This is a genomic window from Streptomyces sp. NPDC051636 (assembly GCF_044453765.1).
Taxonomy (GTDB): Bacteria; Actinomycetota; Actinomycetes; order Streptomycetales; family Streptomycetaceae; genus Streptomyces.
In genome coordinates this window covers 87965-106730 of record NZ_JBITDA010000012.1, presented here as the reverse complement: position 1 = coordinate 106730, position 18766 = coordinate 87965, and the positions used below count along the sequence as shown (strand labels likewise).

20 protein-coding genes, 1 tRNA gene and 1 pseudogene are annotated in these 18766 nt (G+C 72.6%); 9 read left to right on the top strand and 13 right to left on the bottom strand.

The window, feature by feature from the left end; all coding sequences use genetic code 11:
* Window positions 1-53: 53 nt before the first annotated feature.
* The 3 genes from ACIBBH_RS22005 to ACIBBH_RS21995 all read right to left on the bottom strand — a co-directional run bounded on the left by ACIBBH_RS22005 (window position 54) and on the right by ACIBBH_RS21995 (window position 4159).
* The gene (locus ACIBBH_RS22005) at window positions 54-1682 is read right to left on the bottom strand and encodes a PucR family transcriptional regulator (RefSeq protein ID WP_399407034.1); all 1629 of its coding nucleotides are present in this window, start codon (window positions 1680-1682) and stop codon (window positions 54-56) included.
* Window positions 1683-1916: 234 nt separating this feature from the next.
* Window positions 1917-3131 carry an acyl-CoA dehydrogenase family protein gene (locus ACIBBH_RS22000; protein ID WP_399407032.1) on the bottom strand — a complete coding sequence of 405 codons (1215 nt, stop codon included), beginning with the start codon at window positions 3129-3131 and terminating at the stop codon, window positions 1917-1919.
* 5 nt (window positions 3132-3136) lie between these two features.
* Window positions 3137-4159, bottom strand: coding sequence for a phosphotransferase family protein (locus ACIBBH_RS21995; protein WP_399407030.1), 1023 nt, complete (start codon window positions 4157-4159; stop codon window positions 3137-3139).
* 345 nt (window positions 4160-4504) lie between these two features.
* On the opposite strand from ACIBBH_RS21995, the gene ACIBBH_RS21990 reads away from it, so the two are divergent.
* The gene (locus tag ACIBBH_RS21990; protein ID WP_399407028.1) at window positions 4505-5479 is read left to right on the top strand and encodes an NADP-dependent oxidoreductase; all 975 of its coding nucleotides are present in this window, start codon (window positions 4505-4507) and stop codon (window positions 5477-5479) included.
* Window positions 5480-5498: 19 nt separating this feature from the next.
* Here ACIBBH_RS21990 and ACIBBH_RS21985 read toward each other — a convergent pair whose 3' ends face one another.
* From ACIBBH_RS21985 to ACIBBH_RS21970, 4 genes are read right to left on the bottom strand one after another with little or no spacing between them, the layout of a single operon-like run.
* Window positions 5499-5822, bottom strand: coding sequence for a DUF202 domain-containing protein (locus tag ACIBBH_RS21985; protein WP_399407026.1), 324 nt, complete (start codon window positions 5820-5822; stop codon window positions 5499-5501).
* Window positions 5810-6202 carry a YidH family protein gene (locus ACIBBH_RS21980; protein ID WP_399407024.1) on the bottom strand — a complete coding sequence of 131 codons (393 nt, stop codon included), beginning with the start codon at window positions 6200-6202 and terminating at the stop codon, window positions 5810-5812. Before ACIBBH_RS21980 ends, ACIBBH_RS21985 begins: the two co-directional genes overlap by 13 nt.
* Before the next feature lie 21 nt (window positions 6203-6223).
* Window positions 6224-6736 (bottom strand): NUDIX hydrolase, encoded by a 513-nt coding sequence (locus tag ACIBBH_RS21975; RefSeq protein WP_399407022.1) that lies wholly within the window; start codon window positions 6734-6736, stop codon window positions 6224-6226.
* Between the two features lie 42 nt (window positions 6737-6778).
* Window positions 6779-7690 carry a DMT family transporter gene (locus ACIBBH_RS21970; protein WP_399407020.1) on the bottom strand — a complete coding sequence of 304 codons (912 nt, stop codon included), beginning with the start codon at window positions 7688-7690 and terminating at the stop codon, window positions 6779-6781.
* Between the two features lie 549 nt (window positions 7691-8239).
* On the opposite strand from ACIBBH_RS21970, the gene ACIBBH_RS21965 reads away from it, so the two are divergent.
* From ACIBBH_RS21965 to ACIBBH_RS21955, 3 genes are all read left to right on the top strand, one after another.
* Window positions 8240-9148 (top strand): hypothetical protein, encoded by a 909-nt coding sequence (locus tag ACIBBH_RS21965; protein ID WP_399407252.1) that lies wholly within the window; start codon window positions 8240-8242, stop codon window positions 9146-9148.
* A gap of 121 nt (window positions 9149-9269) precedes the next feature.
* The gene (locus ACIBBH_RS21960) at window positions 9270-9995 is read left to right on the top strand and encodes a molybdopterin-dependent oxidoreductase (RefSeq protein ID WP_399407018.1); all 726 of its coding nucleotides are present in this window, start codon (window positions 9270-9272) and stop codon (window positions 9993-9995) included.
* The gene (locus ACIBBH_RS21955) at window positions 9979-10605 is read left to right on the top strand and encodes a cytochrome b/b6 domain-containing protein (protein ID WP_399407016.1); all 627 of its coding nucleotides are present in this window, start codon (window positions 9979-9981) and stop codon (window positions 10603-10605) included. Before ACIBBH_RS21960 ends, ACIBBH_RS21955 begins: the two co-directional genes overlap by 17 nt.
* A gap of 91 nt (window positions 10606-10696) precedes the next feature.
* Here the strand turns inward: ACIBBH_RS21955 and ACIBBH_RS21950 are convergent.
* The 3 genes and pseudogenes from ACIBBH_RS21950 to ACIBBH_RS21940 form a co-directional block, all read right to left on the bottom strand.
* A pseudogene (locus ACIBBH_RS21950) lies at window positions 10697-10837 on the bottom strand (hypothetical protein); the annotation flags it as partial.
* Between the two features lie 264 nt (window positions 10838-11101).
* Entirely contained in the window at window positions 11102-12499 is a 1398-nt protein-coding gene (locus ACIBBH_RS21945; RefSeq protein WP_399407014.1) for a GntP family permease, read from the bottom strand.
* A 42-nt stretch (window positions 12500-12541) separates the two neighbouring features.
* Window positions 12542-13063 (bottom strand): gluconokinase, encoded by a 522-nt coding sequence (locus ACIBBH_RS21940; RefSeq protein WP_399407012.1) that lies wholly within the window; start codon window positions 13061-13063, stop codon window positions 12542-12544.
* Between the two features lie 140 nt (window positions 13064-13203).
* Here ACIBBH_RS21940 and ACIBBH_RS21935 point away from each other — a divergent pair, with 140 nt between their 5' ends.
* Window positions 13204-13905 carry a FadR/GntR family transcriptional regulator gene (locus ACIBBH_RS21935; protein ID WP_399407010.1) on the top strand — a complete coding sequence of 234 codons (702 nt, stop codon included), beginning with the start codon at window positions 13204-13206 and terminating at the stop codon, window positions 13903-13905.
* A gap of 222 nt (window positions 13906-14127) precedes the next feature.
* Here the strand turns inward: ACIBBH_RS21935 and ACIBBH_RS21930 are convergent, their stop codons facing one another.
* Complete coding sequence (locus tag ACIBBH_RS21930) at window positions 14128-14523, bottom strand: YchJ family protein (protein ID WP_399407008.1); 396 nt, start codon at window positions 14521-14523, stop codon at window positions 14128-14130.
* Between the two features lie 224 nt (window positions 14524-14747).
* Window positions 14748-14835 (bottom strand) — tRNA-Leu (locus tag ACIBBH_RS21925).
* 211 nt (window positions 14836-15046) lie between these two features.
* Here ACIBBH_RS21925 and ACIBBH_RS21920 point away from each other — a divergent pair.
* From ACIBBH_RS21920 to ACIBBH_RS21910, 3 genes are all read left to right on the top strand, one after another.
* Window positions 15047-16372, top strand: coding sequence for a M20/M25/M40 family metallo-hydrolase (locus tag ACIBBH_RS21920; protein WP_399407006.1), 1326 nt, complete (start codon window positions 15047-15049; stop codon window positions 16370-16372).
* A gap of 146 nt (window positions 16373-16518) precedes the next feature.
* Window positions 16519-16752 (top strand): chaplin ChpH, encoded by a 234-nt coding sequence (gene chpH / locus ACIBBH_RS21915; RefSeq protein ID WP_399407004.1) that lies wholly within the window; start codon window positions 16519-16521, stop codon window positions 16750-16752.
* Window positions 16753-16864: 112 nt separating this feature from the next.
* The gene (locus ACIBBH_RS21910) at window positions 16865-17674 is read left to right on the top strand and encodes a chaplin family protein (RefSeq protein WP_399407002.1); all 810 of its coding nucleotides are present in this window, start codon (window positions 16865-16867) and stop codon (window positions 17672-17674) included.
* A gap of 96 nt (window positions 17675-17770) precedes the next feature.
* Here the strand turns inward: ACIBBH_RS21910 and ACIBBH_RS21905 are convergent, their stop codons facing one another.
* Complete coding sequence (locus ACIBBH_RS21905; protein ID WP_005485166.1) at window positions 17771-17959, bottom strand: DUF5703 family protein; 189 nt, start codon at window positions 17957-17959, stop codon at window positions 17771-17773.
* 47 nt (window positions 17960-18006) lie between these two features.
* Between ACIBBH_RS21905 and ACIBBH_RS21900 the strand changes: the two genes are divergently transcribed.
* Window positions 18007-18702 (top strand): hypothetical protein, encoded by a 696-nt coding sequence (locus ACIBBH_RS21900; RefSeq protein ID WP_399407000.1) that lies wholly within the window; start codon window positions 18007-18009, stop codon window positions 18700-18702.
* Window positions 18703-18766: the final 64 nt, after the last annotated feature.

Genomic DNA, 18766 nt, shown 5'->3' with positions numbered 1-18766 from the left:
CCGCGCCGTGCGGTAGTGCGGGCGGCCAAGCCGCACACCGGTCGGCTCCGGTGTCACGGCCGCGGTGACGGTCCGGGCCCCGCCCCGTCACCGCGGTCCCGCAGGCGCAGCTCCAGCTCCGCCAGCAGGCGGGCGTCCGGGCTGCCGAGGTCGAGCCCCGAGACCTCCGTGATCCGGCGCAACCGGTACCGCAGGCTGTTGGGGTGGACCCCGAGCGTTCGAGAGGCGGCGGCCACGTCACCGAAGCGGTCGAGGTAGGCCCGCAGGGTCTGGACGAGGCAGCTTCCGCTGTGCTCGGCGTCGAACGCGGCCAGCCGCGCCACCGACGTCCCCGGCGGCAGCACCACGTCGCGCAGCGCCTCGGTGACCTGCATGATGCCGACCGTGTCCGCGACGTCCCCGGCCCGCGCGACCGTGCGTGCTCCCGCGTCCCGCGCGAGCGCCTTGAGAGCCAGCTCGGCCGACCGGCGGGAGGCGTCCGCCCGGGCGAGCCCCGGGGCCACGTCACCCAGCCCGACCCGCACCGGCGTGCCGGTGGTGGCCGACAGCTGTCTCGCCAGTGACTCTCCCAGGTGCGTCACCTGCTCGTCGGCCCTGCGCGGGTCGTGATCGAGCGAGCCCACCAGTACCAGGATCCTGCCGCCCGCCGGCACGACCACGGTCCGGTGGCCGAACGCGGCGCAGTGCAGGGTGAGCAGCGCGTACCGCCGCGCCGGGTCGTCGTCACCGGCGGTACCGGAGCCCGCGCCCACCGCCAGGACGGCGCACGGCTCCCGCTCCGGCAGCGAGGCGCGCTCCGCCAGCACCTCGGGGGAGCCGCGTCCTTCCAGCAGCGCGCGCGCCGCGTCCTCCACCAGACGGTCGTCCGCGCCGCGCGTACGGACGTGGAGCAGGTGCGCGGCGGCCGTCCGGGTCGCCGCCCGCAGGGCCTCGGAGGCGCCGGGGGACAGGGGCCGCCCCGCGACCGCGGCCACCCAGATGGACCCCAGCACCTCGCCACCCGCCCGGACGGCACCGACCAGACGCTCCGGGTTCTCCCCCTGGGCCCGCCGGTAGAGCACGTCGTCCGTGCCCCACAGAGCCCGGAAGAACCCGGCCTCGCGCATCGCGGCCACGCGCCACGGGGGCACGCGCCGGCCGAGGATGGTCAGCCGGCGCAGCTCGTCCACGTTCTCCTCGGTCGAGGAGTAGGCCAGTACCCGGGACTCCGTGTCCTCGATGGTCACCGCGCCCCCGACCAGCGCGGCCACCGCGTCGGCCAGTCCGTTGAGGTCGCCCAGGGCAAGGCCCCGGGTGGCGGGCACCGGCGGAGCACCCGCCGAGGCCAGCCCGGCCCGCAGCACCCCGACCAGCTGGGCCCAGGTGCACCAGGCGGTGCGGGAGAACACCGCGGTACCGCTCTCCTCGGCGACCGCCCGGAGTGCCGCGGCGGCCCGCTCGGGGCGGCCCGGGCCGAACACCACGCCGGTCGCGCCCGTCTCGCCCGCTCGGCGCAGCAGATCCACGGCGTGGGCCGACCCCGGATCGACGCCGACCGCGAGCAGCAGCTCCCGCGGCCGGATCTCGGGTTCCAGCACGTCGAGTACGGTGACGTCGGCCACGGCCACCGCCAGCCCGCCGGGAGCCGTGTCCAGCTCCAGGGCGCCCGGGCCCACGACGGACAGCAGCCGTTCCAGGGTCACCTGCGACTCCGCCGCAGCGCCCCATCCCGGCGATTCCCGCAGGTTCGTCACCGTGCCCCCATTCCCCCGCAAGCGCCACCGGCCGTTGGCGGCCGGTTCCGAAAGAGGTACGACACCACAGGCCGGGCGCGCACTCAACGGCGCACGAAGGCACGGGGAAGCACCGCGCCGAGCACGCAACAGGGCCGGTGCGGGCAGGGGGTGCCCGCACCGGCCCTCACTCGGCCCGGTGCCTCACAGGTACTTCTTCAGCTCCCGCCGCGCCAGCGACCGCTGGTGCACCTCGTCAGGCCCGTCGGCGATCATCAGCGTGCGCGCTGCGGCGTACAGCTCGGCCAGCGGGAGGTCCTGGCTGACCCCGCCCGCGCCGTGCAACTGGATCGCCCGGTCGATGATGTCGACGACCGCGCGGGGCGTGGCGATCTTGATGGCCTGGATCTCCGCGTGGGCACCCTTGTTGCCGACCGTGTCCATCAGCCAGGCCGTCTTCAGCACCAGCAGCCGCAGCTGCTCGACCGTGACCCGGGCGTCCGCGATCCAGTTGTGGACCACGCCCTGCTGGGCCAGCGCCTTGCCGAAAGCCGTACGCGACACCGCGCGCCGGCACATCAGCTCGATCGCCCGCTCGGCCATGCCGATCAGGCGCATGCAGTGGTGGATGCGGCCGGGACCGAGCCGGGCCTGGGCGATGGCGAAGCCGCCGCCCTCCTCGCCGATCAGGTTCGACGCCGGCACGCGCGCGTGGTCGAAGATCACCTCGGCGTGGCCGCCGTGGTAGTGGTCCTCGTACCCGAAGACCTGCATGGCCCGCTTCACGGTGACGCCCGGGGTGTCGCGGGGGACCAGGATCATCGACTGCTGACGGCGGATGTCCTCACCGTCCGGGTCCGTCTTGCCCATCACGATGAAGATCGTGCAGTCGGGGCTCATCGCCCCGGAGATGTACCACTTGCGGCCGGTGATGACGTAGTCATCGCCATCCCGCTCGATGTGCGTGGTGATGTTGGTGGCGTCCGAGGAGGCCACCTCCGGCTCGGTCATCGCGAACGCCGAGCGGATCTCACCGGCGAGCAGCGGCTCCAGCCACTGCTTCTTCTGCCGCTCGTCGCCGAACTGCGCGAGCACCTCCATGTTGCCGGTGTCCGGCGCCGCGCAGTTCAGCGCGGTGGGCGCGAGCTGCGGGGAGCGGCCGGTGATCTCGGCGAGGGGCGCGTACTGGAGGTTCGTCAGCCCCGCTCCGTACTCGGCGTCGGGCAGGAAGAGGTTCCACAGGCCCTGCCTGCGGGCCTCGGCCTTGAGCTCCTCGACGACGGCCGGGGTGTCCCAGGGCGAGGCCAGCGCGGCCCGCTGCTCCTCCGCCACCGCCTCGGCCGGGTAGACGTACTCGTCCATGAAGGCGAGGAGCTTGGCGCGCAGTTCCTCCGTGCGCGCGTCGAACGCGAAGTCCATGCCGGTCAGCCTTCCCGAAGCGTGGTCAGTCCGTTGTCGATGAAGACGGGGACGAGGTCGCCGATGCGGTCGAAGCCGCGCCCGACCGTCTGGCCCAGCGTGTAGCGGTAGTGGATGCCCTCCAGGATCACGGCGAGCTTGAACCAGGCGAACGCCGTGTACCAGGAGACGGACGAGACGTCGCGCCCCGAGCGCGCGGCGTACCGCTCGATCAGCTCGGCCGGGGCCGGGTGGCCGGGGGCCTCGGCGGTGGTGGAGACCGGTGATTCGGGCATGCCCAGCGGCCGGCTGTACATCACCAGCAGACCCAGGTCGGTGAGCGGGTCGCCGAGGGTGGACATCTCCCAGTCGAGGATCGCCTTGATCGTGTCGTCGGCGCCGATCAGGACGTTGTCGAGGCGGTAGTCGCCGTGCACGACGGCGGGCGCGGGCGAGTCGGGCAGCTGTCGTCCGAGGGCGGCGTGCAGCTCGTCGATGCCGGCCAGGTCGCGGTTGCGGGAGGCGTCCAGCTGCTTGCCCCAGCGGCGCAGCTGCCGGTCCAGGAAGCCCTCCGGGCGGCCGAAGTCCGTCAGGCCCACCTCGGCGGGGTCCACGGCGTGCAGCTCCACCAGGGTGTCGACGAGGGACAGCACCGCGTTCCGGGTGCGCTCCTCGCCCAGCGAGGCGAGCTGGCCGGCGGTGCGGTACGGGGTGCCCTCGACGAACTCCATCACGTAGAAGGGCGCCCCGAGGACCTCGTCGTCCTCGCACAGAATCACCGGGCGGGGCACCGGGACGGCCGTCTGGTGCAGGGCGCTGATCACGCGGTGTTCACGCTTCATGTCGTGCGCGGTGGCCAGCACATGGCCGAGCGGGGGCCGCCGTACGACCCATTTCGACGTGCCGTCAGTGACCGCGTACGTGAGGTTCGACCGTCCGCCCTCGATCAGCCGGCCGGTCAGCGGACCGGTCACCAGTCCGGGCCGCTCACGGTCGAGCAGGCCGCGCAGCCGGTCGAGATCCAGTCCGGGCGGGTGGTCGGGGCTCATGCGTCGCTCCTACGAACGGGTTAACAGGTTGCGACTCATGATGCCGACCGGTCGGTATGCCGTCCAGTGGGCAGGGTAAACGTGATCGGTGCCACGATAGGCCGACGGCCCCCCGGGTGCTGCCCAGGGGCCGTCGGACGTTGCCCGCCGGCCGGCCGGCGGTCGTCCCGGTGGCCCCGTCCTCGCCGTGGCGGTGGTCGTGTCCCTGGTGGAGGGCGGTCATGGCGCTCACCTTCGCGGGTACGGGGTGAGGTTGACGTTGGCGACGCGCAGGCAGCCACGCAAACGCCTCATATCGGGGCATCCCGGTTGCGTGGCGTGCCCGCACCCAGGAGGGTCGGTGACATGAAGGGCATCCACTACAGCCGCTACGGCGGACCCGAGGTACTCGAGTACGGCGAGGTGCGCGACCCCAAGGTCGGCCCCGACTCGGTACTGGTGAAGGTGCGCGCGGCGGCCGTCAACCCCGTCGACTGGAAGTGCCGCGAGGGCTATCTGGACGCCGTCCTGGACACCGTCTTCCCTGTCGTCCCCGGCTGGGACGTCTCAGGGGTCGTCGTGCAGCCCGGGGCCTCCGTCACCGAGTTCTCCGTCGGCGACGAGGTCATCGGCTACGTCCGCGAGGACTTCCTCTCCCGGGGCACCTTCGCCGAGTACGTCGCCGCCCCCGTGCGCACCCTGGCCCGCAAGCCGCGCAACCTCGGCTACGAGGAGGCGGCCGGGCTGCCGCTGGCCGGGCTCACCGCCTATCAGGTGCTCGTCAAGGCGCTGGAGGTCAAGCGCGGCGAGACCGTCCTGGTGCACGCGGCCGCCGGCGGGGTCGGTTCGGTCGCCGTGCAGCTCGCCGCCCACCTGGGCGCCCGGGTCATCGGTACGGCGAGCGCGCACAACCACGACTTCGTGCGCGGCCTGGGCGGCGAACCGGTGACGTACGGCGACGGCCTGGCCGAACGGGTGCGGGGCCTCGCGCCGGAGGGCGTGGACGCGGTCTTCGACACCATCGGCGGCGAGACGACGAAGACCTCGGCCAACCTGCTCGCCCCCGAGGGCCGCATGGTGTCGATCGCGGACCCGGACGTCGTGAGCTACGGCGGCCGCTACTGGTTCGTCCGCCCCGACGCGGAGGACCTCCAGCGCCTGTCCGACCTCGCGGAACAGGGCGTGGTGTCGGTGCATGTGTCCGAGACCTTTCCGCTGGAGCGGGCGGCGGACGCGCACCGGCTGAACCAGGAGGGCGGGACGCGGGGCAAGATCGTGGTGACGGTGGAGTGGTCGGAGGAGACGGTGGAGGCGGGGGAGTCGGCGGGGTCGGGGGAGTAGGGGGCGGGGAGTAGCGGCCCTACACGACGAGCGCGGCGGCGCACACCGCCGTCGCCACCGTGCAGAGCACCGCCGCCAGGGCGTGCCGGGGCGCGAGCGCCGCGGGCCGGGCGGCCGGGGCCGCCAGGGCCCGGATACGGCCGTGCGCGACCAGCAGAAAGCCCAGCCAGAGCGCGCCGCACAGGGCGCAGGCCGCGATACCGGTGGCCGACGCCCCGCCGTGCAGCGCGGTCCTCAGCGCGAGCACGGAGGCGACGGCGTACGACAGCGTCGTCCGCCGCCAGGCGAGCCGGGTCCGCTCCGGCTGCAGCCCCGGGTCCCGCCCGGCCGTCACCCCGCCCACCCGACCAGGACGACCACGACCATGGCGACGGCCACCACCGCGACGACCAGACTCAGCAGCACCGGGAACCTGGACACCGGCAGGTCCTCGCCCCGGCGCATGGCCCGCTCGCAGCGCACCCAGTGGTTCACCGCCCGCAGCGAGCACAGCACGCCCGCCCCGAGCAGCGCCAGCGCCAGCCCGACGCGCCAGCCCCAGCGCAGGCCGGGCAGGAACTGGTCCACCGCGAAACCGCCGCCGATCAGCGCGAGGGCGGTGCGCAGCCAGGCCAGGAACGTGCGCTCGTTCGCCAGCGAGAACCGGTAGTCGGGAGTACTGCCCTCGTCCCGCACCTGCTCCGGCGCGAACCACAGCCGGACGTTCCGCACGAACTCGATCACGCGGACGACCCTACCGGGGTGTCACCGGGCCGACCGGAACGCCCGCAGCCGCCCGTACGCGGCCAGCCCGTCCGGAACCCAGTCCCACTCGCCGAGCCGCCGCTCCACCTCGCCCTCGGGCAGGAAGTCGTACCAGGCCACTTCCTCGGCCTGCGGCCGCACCGGCAGCTCGCAGTGGACCTCGTACACCGCCGACCACCAGCTCTGCCCGGCCCCGTCGTCGTAGAGGAACTTGAAGAGGTACGACGGACGGGGCAGCCCGCTCACCCCCAGCTCCTCCTCCGCCTCCCGCAGTGCCGCGTCGTCGTAGGACTCCCCAGCCCCGACCACACCGCCGACGAACATGTCGTAGAGGGAGGGGAACACCAGCTTGGTCGGCGTACGCCGGTGGACGAAGACGCGGCCGGCGGAGTCCCGGGCCTGGACGAACACGCAGCGGTGACGCAGCCCGCGCGCGTAGGCCTCCCCGCGCGGGGACTGCCCGATGACCCGGTCGTTGTCGTCGACGATGTCGAGGATCTCGTCAGCGCTCATGGCCCCCATGAAAGCAGGGCTCCCGCGCGAGGGGGCGTCGGGTCAGCGCGGCTGGAGATCCCGGGCCGGCTCCCTCTCCGCCGTGCCGCGCGGCATCGCCGGATGCAGCCCCAGCAGCATGATCCCCGTCACGATCGCCGCGAGCCCCGCCGCCTCCCAGGCCAGCGCCCCGGTGTCGGTGTGCAGCCGGTCGCCGAGGAAGCCCACCCCGCAGAGGATCCCGGCCAGCGGCTGGGCGGCGGTGAGCGCGGGCAGCGACATGCGCAGCGGGGCGGTCTCGAAGGCGCTCTGCACCAGGATCAGCCCGGTGACGCCGAGCACGAGCACCCCGTACGGATGCCATCCGGTGAACAGCTCGGTGAGCCCGCCCTCGGCGAAGCGCTCCCCGCTCACCCGGGTCAGCGCGTCCTGTACGCCGTACAGCAGGCCGGCCGCGCACGCGAGCAGCACCGGACCCCAGCTCAGCCGTGAGCGCTTGGCGTACGTGGTCAGCACCAGGGCGACGCCGACCATGACGCCGATGATCAGCCAGTGCCGGAACGGATCGGCGACGGCGTTCCCGCCGCGCGGCTGACCGGCCACGATGAACGCGGTCACGCCCCCCGCGAGCAGCGCGAGCCCCGCCCAGCCCTGATGGCCCAGCACCTGTCTGGTGCGGTGCCGGGAGAGGGCGAGGGCGAACAGGAGGTTGGTGGCGAGCAGCGGTTCCACCAGGGAGATCTCGCCCCGGCCCAGGGCGATCGCGCCCAGGACCATGCCGGCCACCATCAGCCCTATGCCGCCCAGCCAGGTCGGCACTCTCATCAGGTCGAGCAGCAGACGGAACGACAGGAAGTCGCTGAGCGGTGCCTTCTGGGCGGCGTCCTGCTGAAGCACGAACCCGAAGCCCAGGCAGCAGGCCGCGCTCACGGCGAGAATGAGAACCAGAACCGACACGCTGCGTACCTCGATCATCCGGTCGGGCCACGGAGTGCGTAGTGGCCGACTGTAGCGCTCCAGGGCCGGCATTGCCCCTGGGAGTCCCGGAACCGGGCAGTTGACTCGGTCACGATGCCCGGGGACGTGCGGGCGACGGCGGGACCGTAGTGCCATGGTCCGTCGACCGGGTCGGGGACGCCATGGCGTACGCCACAGCGATGACCCGGGGCGGGGTGCCCACGGAGAGCCCCGTGGATCACAACTGCCGCACAGAAAAAGGAGGTTGAAGCGAGTAACACCTCGCCTCCGCTTGACGGAAACTGTTGGCTGCGGGTTTGCTGTGAGTGATCGGTCGGTGCCGCCCCGCGAGTCCGCCGGACGCCGACCACGAGCCCCGCCCCCCGAGGAAGGCCCGCGCTGTCCCCACCCCCACCACCCCCAGGCCGCCCACGCACACCCCGGGCCACCACCGACACCGCCGTCCTCGACACGGCAGTCGTCGCGCCCGGCAGTGTGCGGGGGGCAACGCACGGCAGTGTGCCGGAGACCGGGCCCGTGCCCGCGCCGGGCAGTGCGGGCAGCGCGATGGACACCGGCCTCACCTCACCCCCCGCCTTCGACCCCGCCTTCGACGACACCGAACTCGTCACGGCCCGCGCCGCCCTGGTCCAGGGCCGTCGGCAGGCCGTCCGTGTGCTGCTGGGGCGCACCGGGGACGACTGGGACCGGCGTGGTCACCGGGTCACCGTCCTCGCCCGGGACCCCTACGCCGCCGCCTGGGCCCGTGACTGGCTGCTCGCCGAACCCCGGTCCGCCGATGCCGCCGCGCTCCTCGCCCTGGCCCTGGTCCGGCGCGCCCTGCGGGGCAAGGAATCGCCCGGCGCGGCCCGCGAGGCCTGCCGCGGTGCGGCCATGTCGGCGCCCGCCGACCCCACCCCGTGGCTCGGTCTGCTCTTACTGGAGCGCACCTTCGGCACCGACGACACGGTGACCGGCGTCTTCGACGAGGTGCGCGACCGCCACCCCGAGCACCACCACGCCCACCACCTGATGGCCGCCCGGCTCGCCGAGCGGCACTCCGAACACGGCCCGGACCCGCTGCACGAGGTGTACGACTTCGCCGACCGGACCGCCGCCCGGGCCCCCGCCGACTCCCCGCTCGCCCTCCTGCCCGTCGTCGCACGCGCCGAGCGCTACCGCGTACTGGCCGCCGCGGGCCCGGAGCCCGACGGCCACTGGACGGGGAGCCGGGCCCGGCAGGCGACGCGCGCCGCCTTCGACTGGTGGCTGGAGTGGGAGCACGACGACCACCCGCGCCGCCACGTCGACCTGAACTTCCTGGTCCACGCCATGGCCTGCCAGGGCAGGACCGCCGAGGCCGCCGCCCTGTTCCAGCGGATCGGCCGGCACGCCACCCGGGCGCCCTGGTCGTACCCGGACCGCGACCCCTGCACCGCCTTCCGCACGGCCCGCGCCCGGATACTCGGCTTCTGACCCTCGCGGGGGAACTCCTTGCCAACCCGTCCATGAGACGTACGCGAGAAGTGGTTACGGAATCCTGACGGGAATCCGTGATCCCTGGCCCCCCGAGGCGCAGGAGTGCTCGAATGAAAAGGTGAACCCCGAACCATCCGAGGCGGAGGGCCGCCCGGTCGGCCGCCGCGTCTTCCTCGGCACCCTCGGCCTCGGCGCCCTCGGCGTGGTCGCCGCACCGGCCCTCCAGCACGGCCTGGAGTCCTTCCTCGGCAGCGTGTCCGACAAGGACCCGACGGGCCTGACCGGCCTGCTGCCGAACGGCGGCGGCTTCCGCTACTACTCCGTGGCCGCCTCCGTCCCGCACAAGGGCCTCGCGGACTACCGGCTCAGGGTCGACGGCCTCGTCGACCGGCCCCGTACCTACACCCTGGCCGACCTGCGGGCCCTGCCGCAGACCCGGCTGGTCAAGGACGTGCAGTGCGTCACCGGATGGCGGGTCCCGGGCACCCCCTTCGAGGGCGTCCGCCTCGCGCACCTGCTGGACGCGGCGGGCGTGCGCGACAGCGCGAAGGCGATCCGCTTCACCTGCTTCGACGGCACGTACACCGAGAGCCTCACCCTGGACCAGGCCCGCCGCCCCGACATCCTGGTCGCCCTGCGCATGCAGGACAAGGACATCGGCCACGACCACGGCGGCCCGGTACGCCTGTACGTGGCACCCATGTACTTCTACAAGTCCGCCAAGTGGCTCTCCGGCATCACCGTCACCGACCACGTCCGGCCGGGCTACTGGGAGAATCTGGGCTACGACGTCGACGCCTGGGTCGGCCGTTCGAACGGACGGACCGATGAGCCTACGAGCTGAGACCCCGGCCCCGCCGAGCGCCCGGATCCGCCGCTTCAGCCGGGCCGAGCGGTGGGTGCACCGGACGACGGCCGCGCTGATGGGCGTGTGCGTCGTCACCGCTGCCTGCCTCTACATCCCCCAGTTCGCCGTCCTCGTCGGCCGCCGCGAACTGGTCGTCCGCATCCACGAGTACGCCGGCCTCGCCCTGCCCGCACCGGTCCTGCTCGGCCTCGCCTCCCGCGCCTTCCGCGCCGACCTCGGCTTCCTCAACCGCTTCGGCCCGCACGACCGGCTCTGGCTGCGCGCGGCCCTGCGCCGCGACCGGCGGCCCGACTCCCGCCCCGCAGGCAAGTTCAACGCCGGGCAGAAGGTCTACGCCGCCTGGATCGCCGGAGCGACGCTGGTGATGCTCGGCACGGGACTGATGATGTGGTTCACCCACCTCACCCCGCTGATGTGGCGCACCAGCGCGACCTTCGTGCACGACTGGCTGGCCCTGACCATCGGCGTCGTCCTCGCCGGCCACATCGGCATGGCACTGGCGGACCCCGAGGCCCGCCGGGGCCTGCGCACCGGGACGGTGAGCCGGGAGTGGGCGGAGCGCGAGCATTCCCTGTGGCGGCCTTAGGAAGTGTCCGAGCCTCCTCGTGCGTGCTGCACCGTGGCCGGCCGCGTCGGTCCGTCGCCGGCGGCCACCACCCGGTCGCGGCCCGCTCGGCCGACGCCGGCGCGGCCAGGTCCAGGCCGTGCGCCGCGGCCGTGCCGACGAGGTGGGTGAGCGTCGTCGCCGCCGAGGCGACGGTGGAGCGTTCGCCGGGGAAACGGCCCGCGGCCGGCTGCTCGGTCCAGCGCGGCGCCATCTTCCCCAGCAGCCACCGATGCCGGCGGCGTACGGCGCCGGCTCACCCGGGGTGCGTCCCTCGGCCCCGGCGAGCGCGAAGAGGGCGCGAGTCCGTTGACGCGGGTGGCGGACAGGTCGAGCAGCTCCACCTCGTGGGCCACGGGGCCCGGATCGGCGCCGACGTACCCGCCGCTGCCGCCGACCGCGGTTATGTCCTCCCGTACGGTCTCGTAGGCCTCCGGCGCTCCGCTGCAGAGCACCGCGGCCGACTCACGGCCTGCTCCTAGAGGACGAGGGACAGCAGCAGGACCTGTCCGCCGGCGACCACCGAGATGATCGTCTCCATGACCGACCAGGTCTTGAACGTCTGCCCGACGCTCAGCCCGAAGTACTCCTTCACCAGCCAGAATCCGGCGTCGTTGACATGGCTGAAGAACAGCGACCCGGCGCCGATGGCGAGCACCAGCAACGCCGTGTGCGTCGTCGACATGCCGGCCGCCAGCGGGGCCACCAGACCGGCCGCCGAGACGGTCGCCACCGTCGCCGAACCGGTCGCCAGCCGGATCGCCACCGCGATCAGCCAGGCCAGCAGCAGCGCCGGGATCGACCAGCCTTTTGATATGTCCAGGACCATCTGGCCCACGCCGCAGTCGATCAGCGTCTGCTTGAAGCCGCCGCCCGCGCCGACGATGAGCAGGATGCCCGCGATCGGCATCAGGCCCTTCTCGACGGTCTGCGAGATCCGCTCCCTGGTGAACCCGGCCGGCCGGCCGAGCGTGAAGATGCCGACGATGACGGCCGCGAGCAGGGCGATCAGCGGGGAGCCGACGACGTCGAAGACGCGCTGGGTGGTGTTCGCGGGGTCGTCCACGATGAGGTCGACCAGCGCCTTGGACAGCATCAGCACGACCGGCAGCAGCACGGTGCCCAGCGTCGCGCCGAAACCGGGGCGCCGCTCCAGCTTCTCGGAGGCGCGCGGCGGGAGCATCCGGTCCGGCACCGGTACGTCCACCCAGCGGGCGGCGGCCTTCGAGAACAGCGGCCCGGCGATGATCACCGTGGGGATGGCGACGAGGATGCCCAGCGCCAGCGTCACTCCGAGGTTGGCCTTGACCGCGTCGATCGCGACCAGCGGACCGGGGTGCGGCGGCACCAGCCCGTGCATCACGGACAGACCGGCCAGCGCCGGGATGCCGATCCGCATGAGCGAGTAGTTGCCGCGCTTGGCGACCATCAGCACCACCGGGATCAGCAGCACGATGCCGACCTCGAAGAACAGCGGCAGACCGATCACGGAGGCGATCAGCACCATCGCCCACGGCATGGCCCGGCCGCTCGCCTTGGCCAGGATCGTGTCCACGATCTCGTCCGCGCCGCCGGAGTCGGCGAGCAGCTTGCCCAGGATCGCGCCGAGAGCGATCAGCACGCCCACGCCGGCGACCGTGGTGCCCAGGCCGGTGGTGAAGCTGGTGATGGTCTTGTCCAGCGGCGCCCCGGCGAACGCCCCCAGCGCCAGTGACCCGATGGTCAGCGCCAGGAAGGCGTGGAGCTTGAACTTGGTGATGAGCAGGATGATCAGGGTGATGCCCGCCAGGACGGCGATGCCCAGCTGGGCGTGGCCGGCCGAGGTGATCGGCGCAGGCGTGTCCGCTGCCAGCATCTCGACGCTGAGTCTGGTCACGGGGTTCCTTTTGCGGTTACGGGGACGGGGGAGCGGCGGGGATTACTCGACGACCGGGTCGGGCAGGGCGGCGAGCGCCGTCACGGCCCGGTCGGTGATGGCCTCCGGGCTGCCGGAGACGTCGACGACGACGCCCGCCTCGTCCGCCCGCAGCGGTTCGAGGGTGGCGAACTGGGAGTCGAGCAGCGCGGCCGGCATGAAGTGGCCCTGGCGGTGCGCCATACGGTCCGCGATCAGCGACCGGTCGCCCGCCAGGTGCACGAACACGACCCCGGGAGCCGCGGCCCTGAGCCGGTCGCGGTACGACCGCTTCAGCGCCGAGCAGCTGACCACCCCGCCGAGCCCGGCCCGCCCGTCCGCCCAGGCGCCGATGGCGTCCAGCCACGGCCACCTGTCCGCGTCGCCGAGCGGGGTGCCGGCCGCCATCTTGGCGATGTTGGCCTGCGGGTGGAAGTCGTCGCCCTCGGCGTACGGGACGCCCAGCCGGGCGGCGAGCAGCGGCCCGATCGTGGTCTTGCCCGTGCCCGCGACGCCCATCACCACGACGACGTGGGGGGTACGCATCTCTGCCTCGCTGTCTTCGCCGACATCTGACGTCATCGGACGCCGACGACACTGAAACCGATTAGATACGACTAGTTCAAGGTCTGCGGACAAATAAGTCTGACTTTTTGGCTCCGTGATCCACCGCGTACGCTGTGTGCATGAGCACACCGGGCCGGGGGCTGCACGGCCGTGTACTGGAGACCCTCGGCCCCGCGATCACGGCAGGCGAGTACCCGCCGGGCAGCGTTCTGCGCACGGACGAGCTGGCGCAGCGTTTCGACGTGTCACGCTCGGTGATGCGCGAGGCGGTACGGGTCCTGGAGTCCATGCACCTGGTCGAGTCCCGCCGCCGAGTGGGCGTCACGGTCCGCCCGAGGGCCGAGTGGAACGTCTACGACCCGCAGGTCATCCGCTGGCGCCTGGCGGGCGCCGACCGCCCGCACCAGCTGCGCTCGCTGACCGTGCTGCGCTCGGCCGTCGAACCGGTCGCGGCGGGCCTGGCCGCGAAGCACGCCACGGCCGAGCAGTGCGCCGAGCTCACCCGGTGCACCCTCGGCATGGTGGCCAACTCACGCGGCCACAGGCTTCAGGAGTACCTGGTCCACGACATCGCCTTCCACCGGGTGATCCTCACCGCGTCCGGCAACGAGATGTTCGCCCGCCTCGGTGACGTCGTCGCCGAGGTCCTGGCAGGCCGCACCCACCACGAGGTCATGTTCGAGGACCCCGACCCGGCCGCCGTCACCCTCCACGTCCAGGTCGCCGAGGCGGTCCGCGCGGGCGACGCGACCCGCGCGGAGCAGCTGACCAGGGAGATCACCGTGGGCGCCCTGCAGGAGCTGGACATCCTGGCGCCGTAGCCCCCGGGCGTCCCACCGGCAGCCCCGGGACGGTCCCCTTACCACCCGGGAGATCATCTCTGCCCGGACGGCATCCGGCACATGATCAGCTCCTCTGGCCCGGTGGCGGCGAAGCGGCGGAAGAGGCGGCCACGCTGTTCCGCCAGAAGTACCGGCCGGTACCGACACTGTGGGCGGGACTGCTGCACATGGGCCCGTGACCGCGGCCGGCGCACTGCCCGGCTACTCGACGAAGTCCCCGTCCACATAGACCCAGTCGCCCTCGACCCGTTCGAAGCGGCTGCGCTCGCGCAGCGTGCCGCCCCGGTAGGAGGCCCGGAACTCGACGGTCCCAGTGGTGTGGAACGCCGATCCGCCCGCCGTCCCGAGGATCTCCAGCCCCGTCCACCGCATCCCCGGATCCAGTTCCAGCCGCTCGGGCCGGGTCCGCGGATGCCAGGTCCGCATCAGATAGCCCGTGTCCTCCTTCACGAACGCGCTGTACCGCGACCGCATGAGCGCCTCCGCCGTCGGTGCGGCGGCCCCGGAGTGGTAGCGGCCGCAGCAGGCCTCGTAGGTCTCGGGAAGGCCGCAGGGACAGGCGGTCGGCTCGGTGCGGCGGGAGGTGCGATGGACCATGGTCACATTGTGCAGTCACGGGCCTGTACGGCACTCCGCGCCCCTGATCTCCGCCGCCGGGACGCGCTGTACGGCGATGCGTCGCGGCCGGAGGGCGGGCCGCGGCGACGGGTCGCCACCGAACTCCCCGACCGCAGCCGGGCGTCCGGGCACGGCCGGCCGCGTGGACGTTCGGCACCGCCGCCCTGACATGCGAAAGACCCCTGATCAACAGGGGTCTCGGCTGGTGTCCGAGGGGGGACTTGAACCCCCACGCCCGATAAAGGGCACTAGCACCTCAAGCTAGCGCGTCTGCCATTCCGCCACCCGGACAAGGTGTCTGTCGTGCGGGGTTTCCCTCGCGGCGACGGAGGAAACATTACCAGGCTTTCGGAGGTGGCCGATCACACCCCGTCCCCGGCGCCGGTCGCGGGTGAACGGCGTGTGACGGGCCGGGCCGGGTCTTGGGGCCGGAGCCGGCGGGAGGGAGGATGAAGGGGACCAGCAGCAGTGACCACCAGCAGTGACAGCGGGAGGAAGCAGCGTGAGCGAGACGGACACGGCCAAGGGCGTCACCGGCGAGGACGAGGTCGTGGACCTCTGCCGCGAGCTGATCCAGATCGACACCAGCAACTACGGCGACCACTCGGGTCCCGGCGAGCGCACGGCCGCCGAGTACGTCGCCGAGAAGCTCGCCGAGGTGGGGCTGGAACCGAAGATCTTCGAGTCGCACCCGGGGCGGGCGTCGACGGTGGCCCGCATCGAGGGCGAGGACCCGTCCCGGCCCGCGCTGCTGATCCACGGTCACCTGGACGTCGTCCCCGCCAACGCTGCCGACTGGACCCACGGCCCCTTCTCCGGCGAGGTCGCCGACGGGTGCGTGTGGGGGCGCGGCGCCGTCGACATGAAGGACATGGACGCGATGACGCTGGCGGTCGTGCGCGACCGGCTGCGCAGCGGGCGCAGGCCTCCCCGGGACATCGTGCTGGCCTTCCTCGCGGACGAGGAGGCGGGGGGGACATACGGGGCGCGGTACCTCGTCGACAACCACCGCGAGCTCTTCGACGGCGTCACCGAGGCGATCAGTGAGGTGGGCGGGTTCTCGTTCACGGTCAGCGAGCAGCGGCGGCTGTACCTGATCCAGACCGCAGAGAAGGGCATGCACTGGATGAAGCTGACCGTGGCCGGCACTGCCGGGCACGGGTCGATGATCCACCGGGACAACGCGATCACCGAACTGTCGGAGGCCGTGGCGCGCTTGGGCCGGCACAGGTTCCCGGTGCGGGTCACCAAGACCACCCGGGCCTTCCTCGACGAGCTCGGCGACGCGCTCGGCACCGAGCTGGACCCCGAGGACATGGAGTCGACGCTCGCCCGGCTCGGCGGCATCGCCAAGCTGATCGGCGCGACCCTGAGCAACACGGCCAACCCCACGCAGCTGGGCGCCGGTTACAAGGTCAACGTCATTCCGGGCGAGGCCACCGCCCATGTCGACGGGCGCTTCCTGCCGGGGCACGAGGAGGAGTTCCTCGCCGACCTCGACCGGATCCTCGGGCCGAAGGTGAGGCGTGAGGACGTGCACTCGGACAAGGCCCTGGAGACCAGCTTCGACGGGGCGCTGGTGGAAGCCATGCAGTCCGCGCTGCTGGCCGAGGACCCGGCCGCCAAGGCCGTCCCGTACATGCTCTCCGGCGGCACGGACGCCAAGTCCTTCGACGACCTCGGCATCCGGGGCTTCGGCTTCGCGCCGCTGAAGCTGCCGCCGGAGCTGGACTTCGCCGGCATGTTCCACGGTGTGGACGAGCGGGTGCCGGTCGACGGGCTGAAGTTCGGCGTGCGGGTGCTCGACCGGTTCATCGACGCGTCGTGAGGCAATGGGCCGGCGTAATCGGGCGCCCGTGCGAGATCGACTGAGAAGGGTGAAGGCGACCATAGGCTCGTAGCTTCATTACTCCCTCCTCGTTACAGGTAATGCGATCAGCGACACGAGATCGCTTTTGCCAACAAGGAGGAATAATGATCAAGAAGGTCGTCGCCGCCGCGGCTGCCACCGGTGGTCTGGTTCTGGCGAGTGCGGGTCTGGCCGCCGCCCACTCCGGTGCCCAGGGTGCCGCCGAGCACTCCCCGGGCATCGCTTCCGGCAATGTCGTCCAGGCGCCCGTTCACGTGCCGGTGAACGTGTGTGGCAACACGATCTCGGTGATCGGGCTGCTGAACCCTGCCTCCGGCAACGCCTGCATCAACAACTGACGTCGACTCTCCGAGGGGCGTCCATGCCATCGGCCCCGGAGTGCGCGCCCTGCGCTCCGGGACCGACGGGTCTTTCGTGAAACCAGGATTGAAGGCAGGGGGGAATTCAGCAATGCGACAGGGCACCCGCAAGGGCCTGATGACCATGGCGGCCGCGACCGGTGTGATCGCCGCCGCCAGTGGCTACGCGCACGCCGACGCGAACGCGAGCGGCTCCGCTTCCCACTCGCCGGGCGTACTGTCCGGCAACACCGTCCAGGCGCCGGTGCACGTGCCGGTGAACGTCTGCGGCAACACCGTGAACGTGGTCGGGATCCTCAACCCCGCGGTGGGCAACAACTGCGCCAACGACAGTGGCGACGGCGGCTCCGGAGGGCAGGCCGGCTCCGGCGGCTCCCAGGCCGGGGGACATACCAGTGACTCATCCGGCGTCGGCTCGGGCAACCACGTCCAGGTGCCGATCGACGCACCGGTGAACGTGTGCGGCAACAGCGTCAGCGTCATCGGCGCAGGCAACTCCACCACGGGCAACGACTGCGCCAGCGGCGGCGGCCACCAGACCCAGCCTCCCGGCGACGGGCACGGGACGCCTCCGGGTGGCGGCGGTGGTACGACCCCGCCCGGGAAGCCGGGCCAGCCGGGTCAGCCGGGCAACCCGGGGCATCCGGGCCAGCCGGGCACGCCTGGCCACCCGGGCAGCCCGCAGCAGCCGGGCACGCCGGGTCACCCCGGCCACCCCGGTACGCCGGGCGGCGCCTCGCACGTCGACCAGCTGGGAGGCCGTGTCGCCGCCCAGCCGCCGGCCGCCGCGCAGCTCGCCCACACCGGCAGCGACGTGCCGCTGGGCGTCGTCCTGCCCGCGGGCGCGGGCGCGCTGCTGGCGGGCGCGGTCCTCTACCGCAAGGGCCGGGCCTCGGCGTGACGCACACCCGGTGACCCGGCGGCGACCCCGGAGCACCGGTGGAAAACGGAGCGGGCCCCGCATCGGCGGGGCCCGCTCCGGTTCAGTCGCCCTGCCTCACCACGTGGCGCGCACCTGGCGGATGATCCGTCGGCGCAACCGCACCCTGCGGCTGCCATCGCGCAGCAGGCTCAGTCGGTCCAACTCCCAGTGTCCGTACTCGGCATGGTCCGTCAGCAGGCGTGTGGCGTCCTTGCGGGACACCCCGCGAGGTACGTACACGTCGACAAATTCGTATTCCGGCATCGCATCTATTGTGCGGGCTGGGGCCCGGTACGGATAGCGTCTGCACTATGTCTGATGCTGCGCAGCCCACCGCTGCCGAGGTACGCGCCGCCGCCGAGGCCGTCAAGACCGCGCTCGACCGCCACCTGGCCGCGGTCGAACGCAGGTCGGGTGAGGACGACCCGGCCGTCTACGAGGCGTTCAACCAGCTGGCGGCGGCCGCCGAGGCGTACGACGAGCTGCTCTACGACCGCTACGACGAGGTCACCCCCTTCGAGATCCCCACCGCGGAGGACTCACTGCCGCCGTACGCGGGCCCCGAGGAACCGAACGCGGTCAGCGTGCTGATCCGCCGCGACTACGCCGTGGCGGAACCTCAGCGGCTGCGGGCGCACGCCCAGCGGGTCGAGGCGGCGGACTACGAGGACGGCGGAGACGCCTCCGGCACCGTCCACGGGGCGCTGGGCATCCTGTTCGGAGAGTTCGAACCGGACGAGATCGCCTCCCGGCACAAGGAGTTCGGCCTGGAGGAGGGCGACTCCACGCTGTGGGTCACCGCCGTGGAGGAACCGCCCGAGCCCGGCGAGTGGCTGGAGGCGCCGTTCGAAGGGGTCGATCCGCAGCGGGTGCTCTGCCGGTTCGACGTCAGCGCGGTGTTCGACGACGAGAGCGATGACGACGACAGCGCCGAGGCCGACGATCTCCAGGACGAGCTCGGCCTCGACGAGGACGAGGACCTGGAGCCGCTGGACGCCGATCGCTGACGCGGCCGGGCGGCGGTGCCGCACGGGCCTGGGCCCTGTCGCCGCATTCCCGCCTGCCCCGCGA

Excerpts from the sequence above, each read along its gene's own strand:
- ACIBBH_RS21930 (WP_399407008.1), bottom strand. The coding sequence starts at position 14,523 with ATGGTCCATCGCACCTCCCGCCGCACCGAGCCGACCGCCTGTCCCTGC.
- ACIBBH_RS21965 (WP_399407252.1), top strand. The coding sequence starts at position 8,240 with ATGGACACCGGCCTCACCTCACCCCCCGCCTTCGACCCCGCCTTCGAC.
- ACIBBH_RS21955 (WP_399407016.1), top strand. The coding sequence starts at position 9,979 with ATGAGCCTACGAGCTGAGACCCCGGCCCCGCCGAGCGCCCGGATCCGC.
- ACIBBH_RS22000 (WP_399407032.1), bottom strand. The coding sequence starts at position 3,131 with ATGGACTTCGCGTTCGACGCGCGCACGGAGGAACTGCGCGCCAAGCTC.
- ACIBBH_RS21990 (WP_399407028.1), top strand. The coding sequence starts at position 4,505 with ATGAAGGGCATCCACTACAGCCGCTACGGCGGACCCGAGGTACTCGAG.
- ACIBBH_RS21975 (WP_399407022.1), bottom strand. The coding sequence starts at position 6,736 with ATGAGCGCTGACGAGATCCTCGACATCGTCGACGACAACGACCGGGTC.
- ACIBBH_RS21900 (WP_399407000.1), top strand. The coding sequence starts at position 18,007 with ATGTCTGATGCTGCGCAGCCCACCGCTGCCGAGGTACGCGCCGCCGCC.
- ACIBBH_RS21995 (WP_399407030.1), bottom strand. The coding sequence starts at position 4,159 with ATGAGCCCCGACCACCCGCCCGGACTGGATCTCGACCGGCTGCGCGGC.
- ACIBBH_RS21905 (WP_005485166.1), bottom strand. The coding sequence starts at position 17,959 with ATGCCGGAATACGAATTTGTCGACGTGTACGTACCTCGCGGGGTGTCC.
- ACIBBH_RS21970 (WP_399407020.1), bottom strand. The coding sequence starts at position 7,690 with ATGATCGAGGTACGCAGCGTGTCGGTTCTGGTTCTCATTCTCGCCGTG.
- chpH (WP_399407004.1), top strand. The coding sequence starts at position 16,519 with ATGATCAAGAAGGTCGTCGCCGCCGCGGCTGCCACCGGTGGTCTGGTT.
- ACIBBH_RS21910 (WP_399407002.1), top strand. The coding sequence starts at position 16,865 with ATGCGACAGGGCACCCGCAAGGGCCTGATGACCATGGCGGCCGCGACC.
- ACIBBH_RS21940 (WP_399407012.1), bottom strand. The coding sequence starts at position 13,063 with ATGCGTACCCCCCACGTCGTCGTGGTGATGGGCGTCGCGGGCACGGGC.
- ACIBBH_RS21935 (WP_399407010.1), top strand. The coding sequence starts at position 13,204 with ATGAGCACACCGGGCCGGGGGCTGCACGGCCGTGTACTGGAGACCCTC.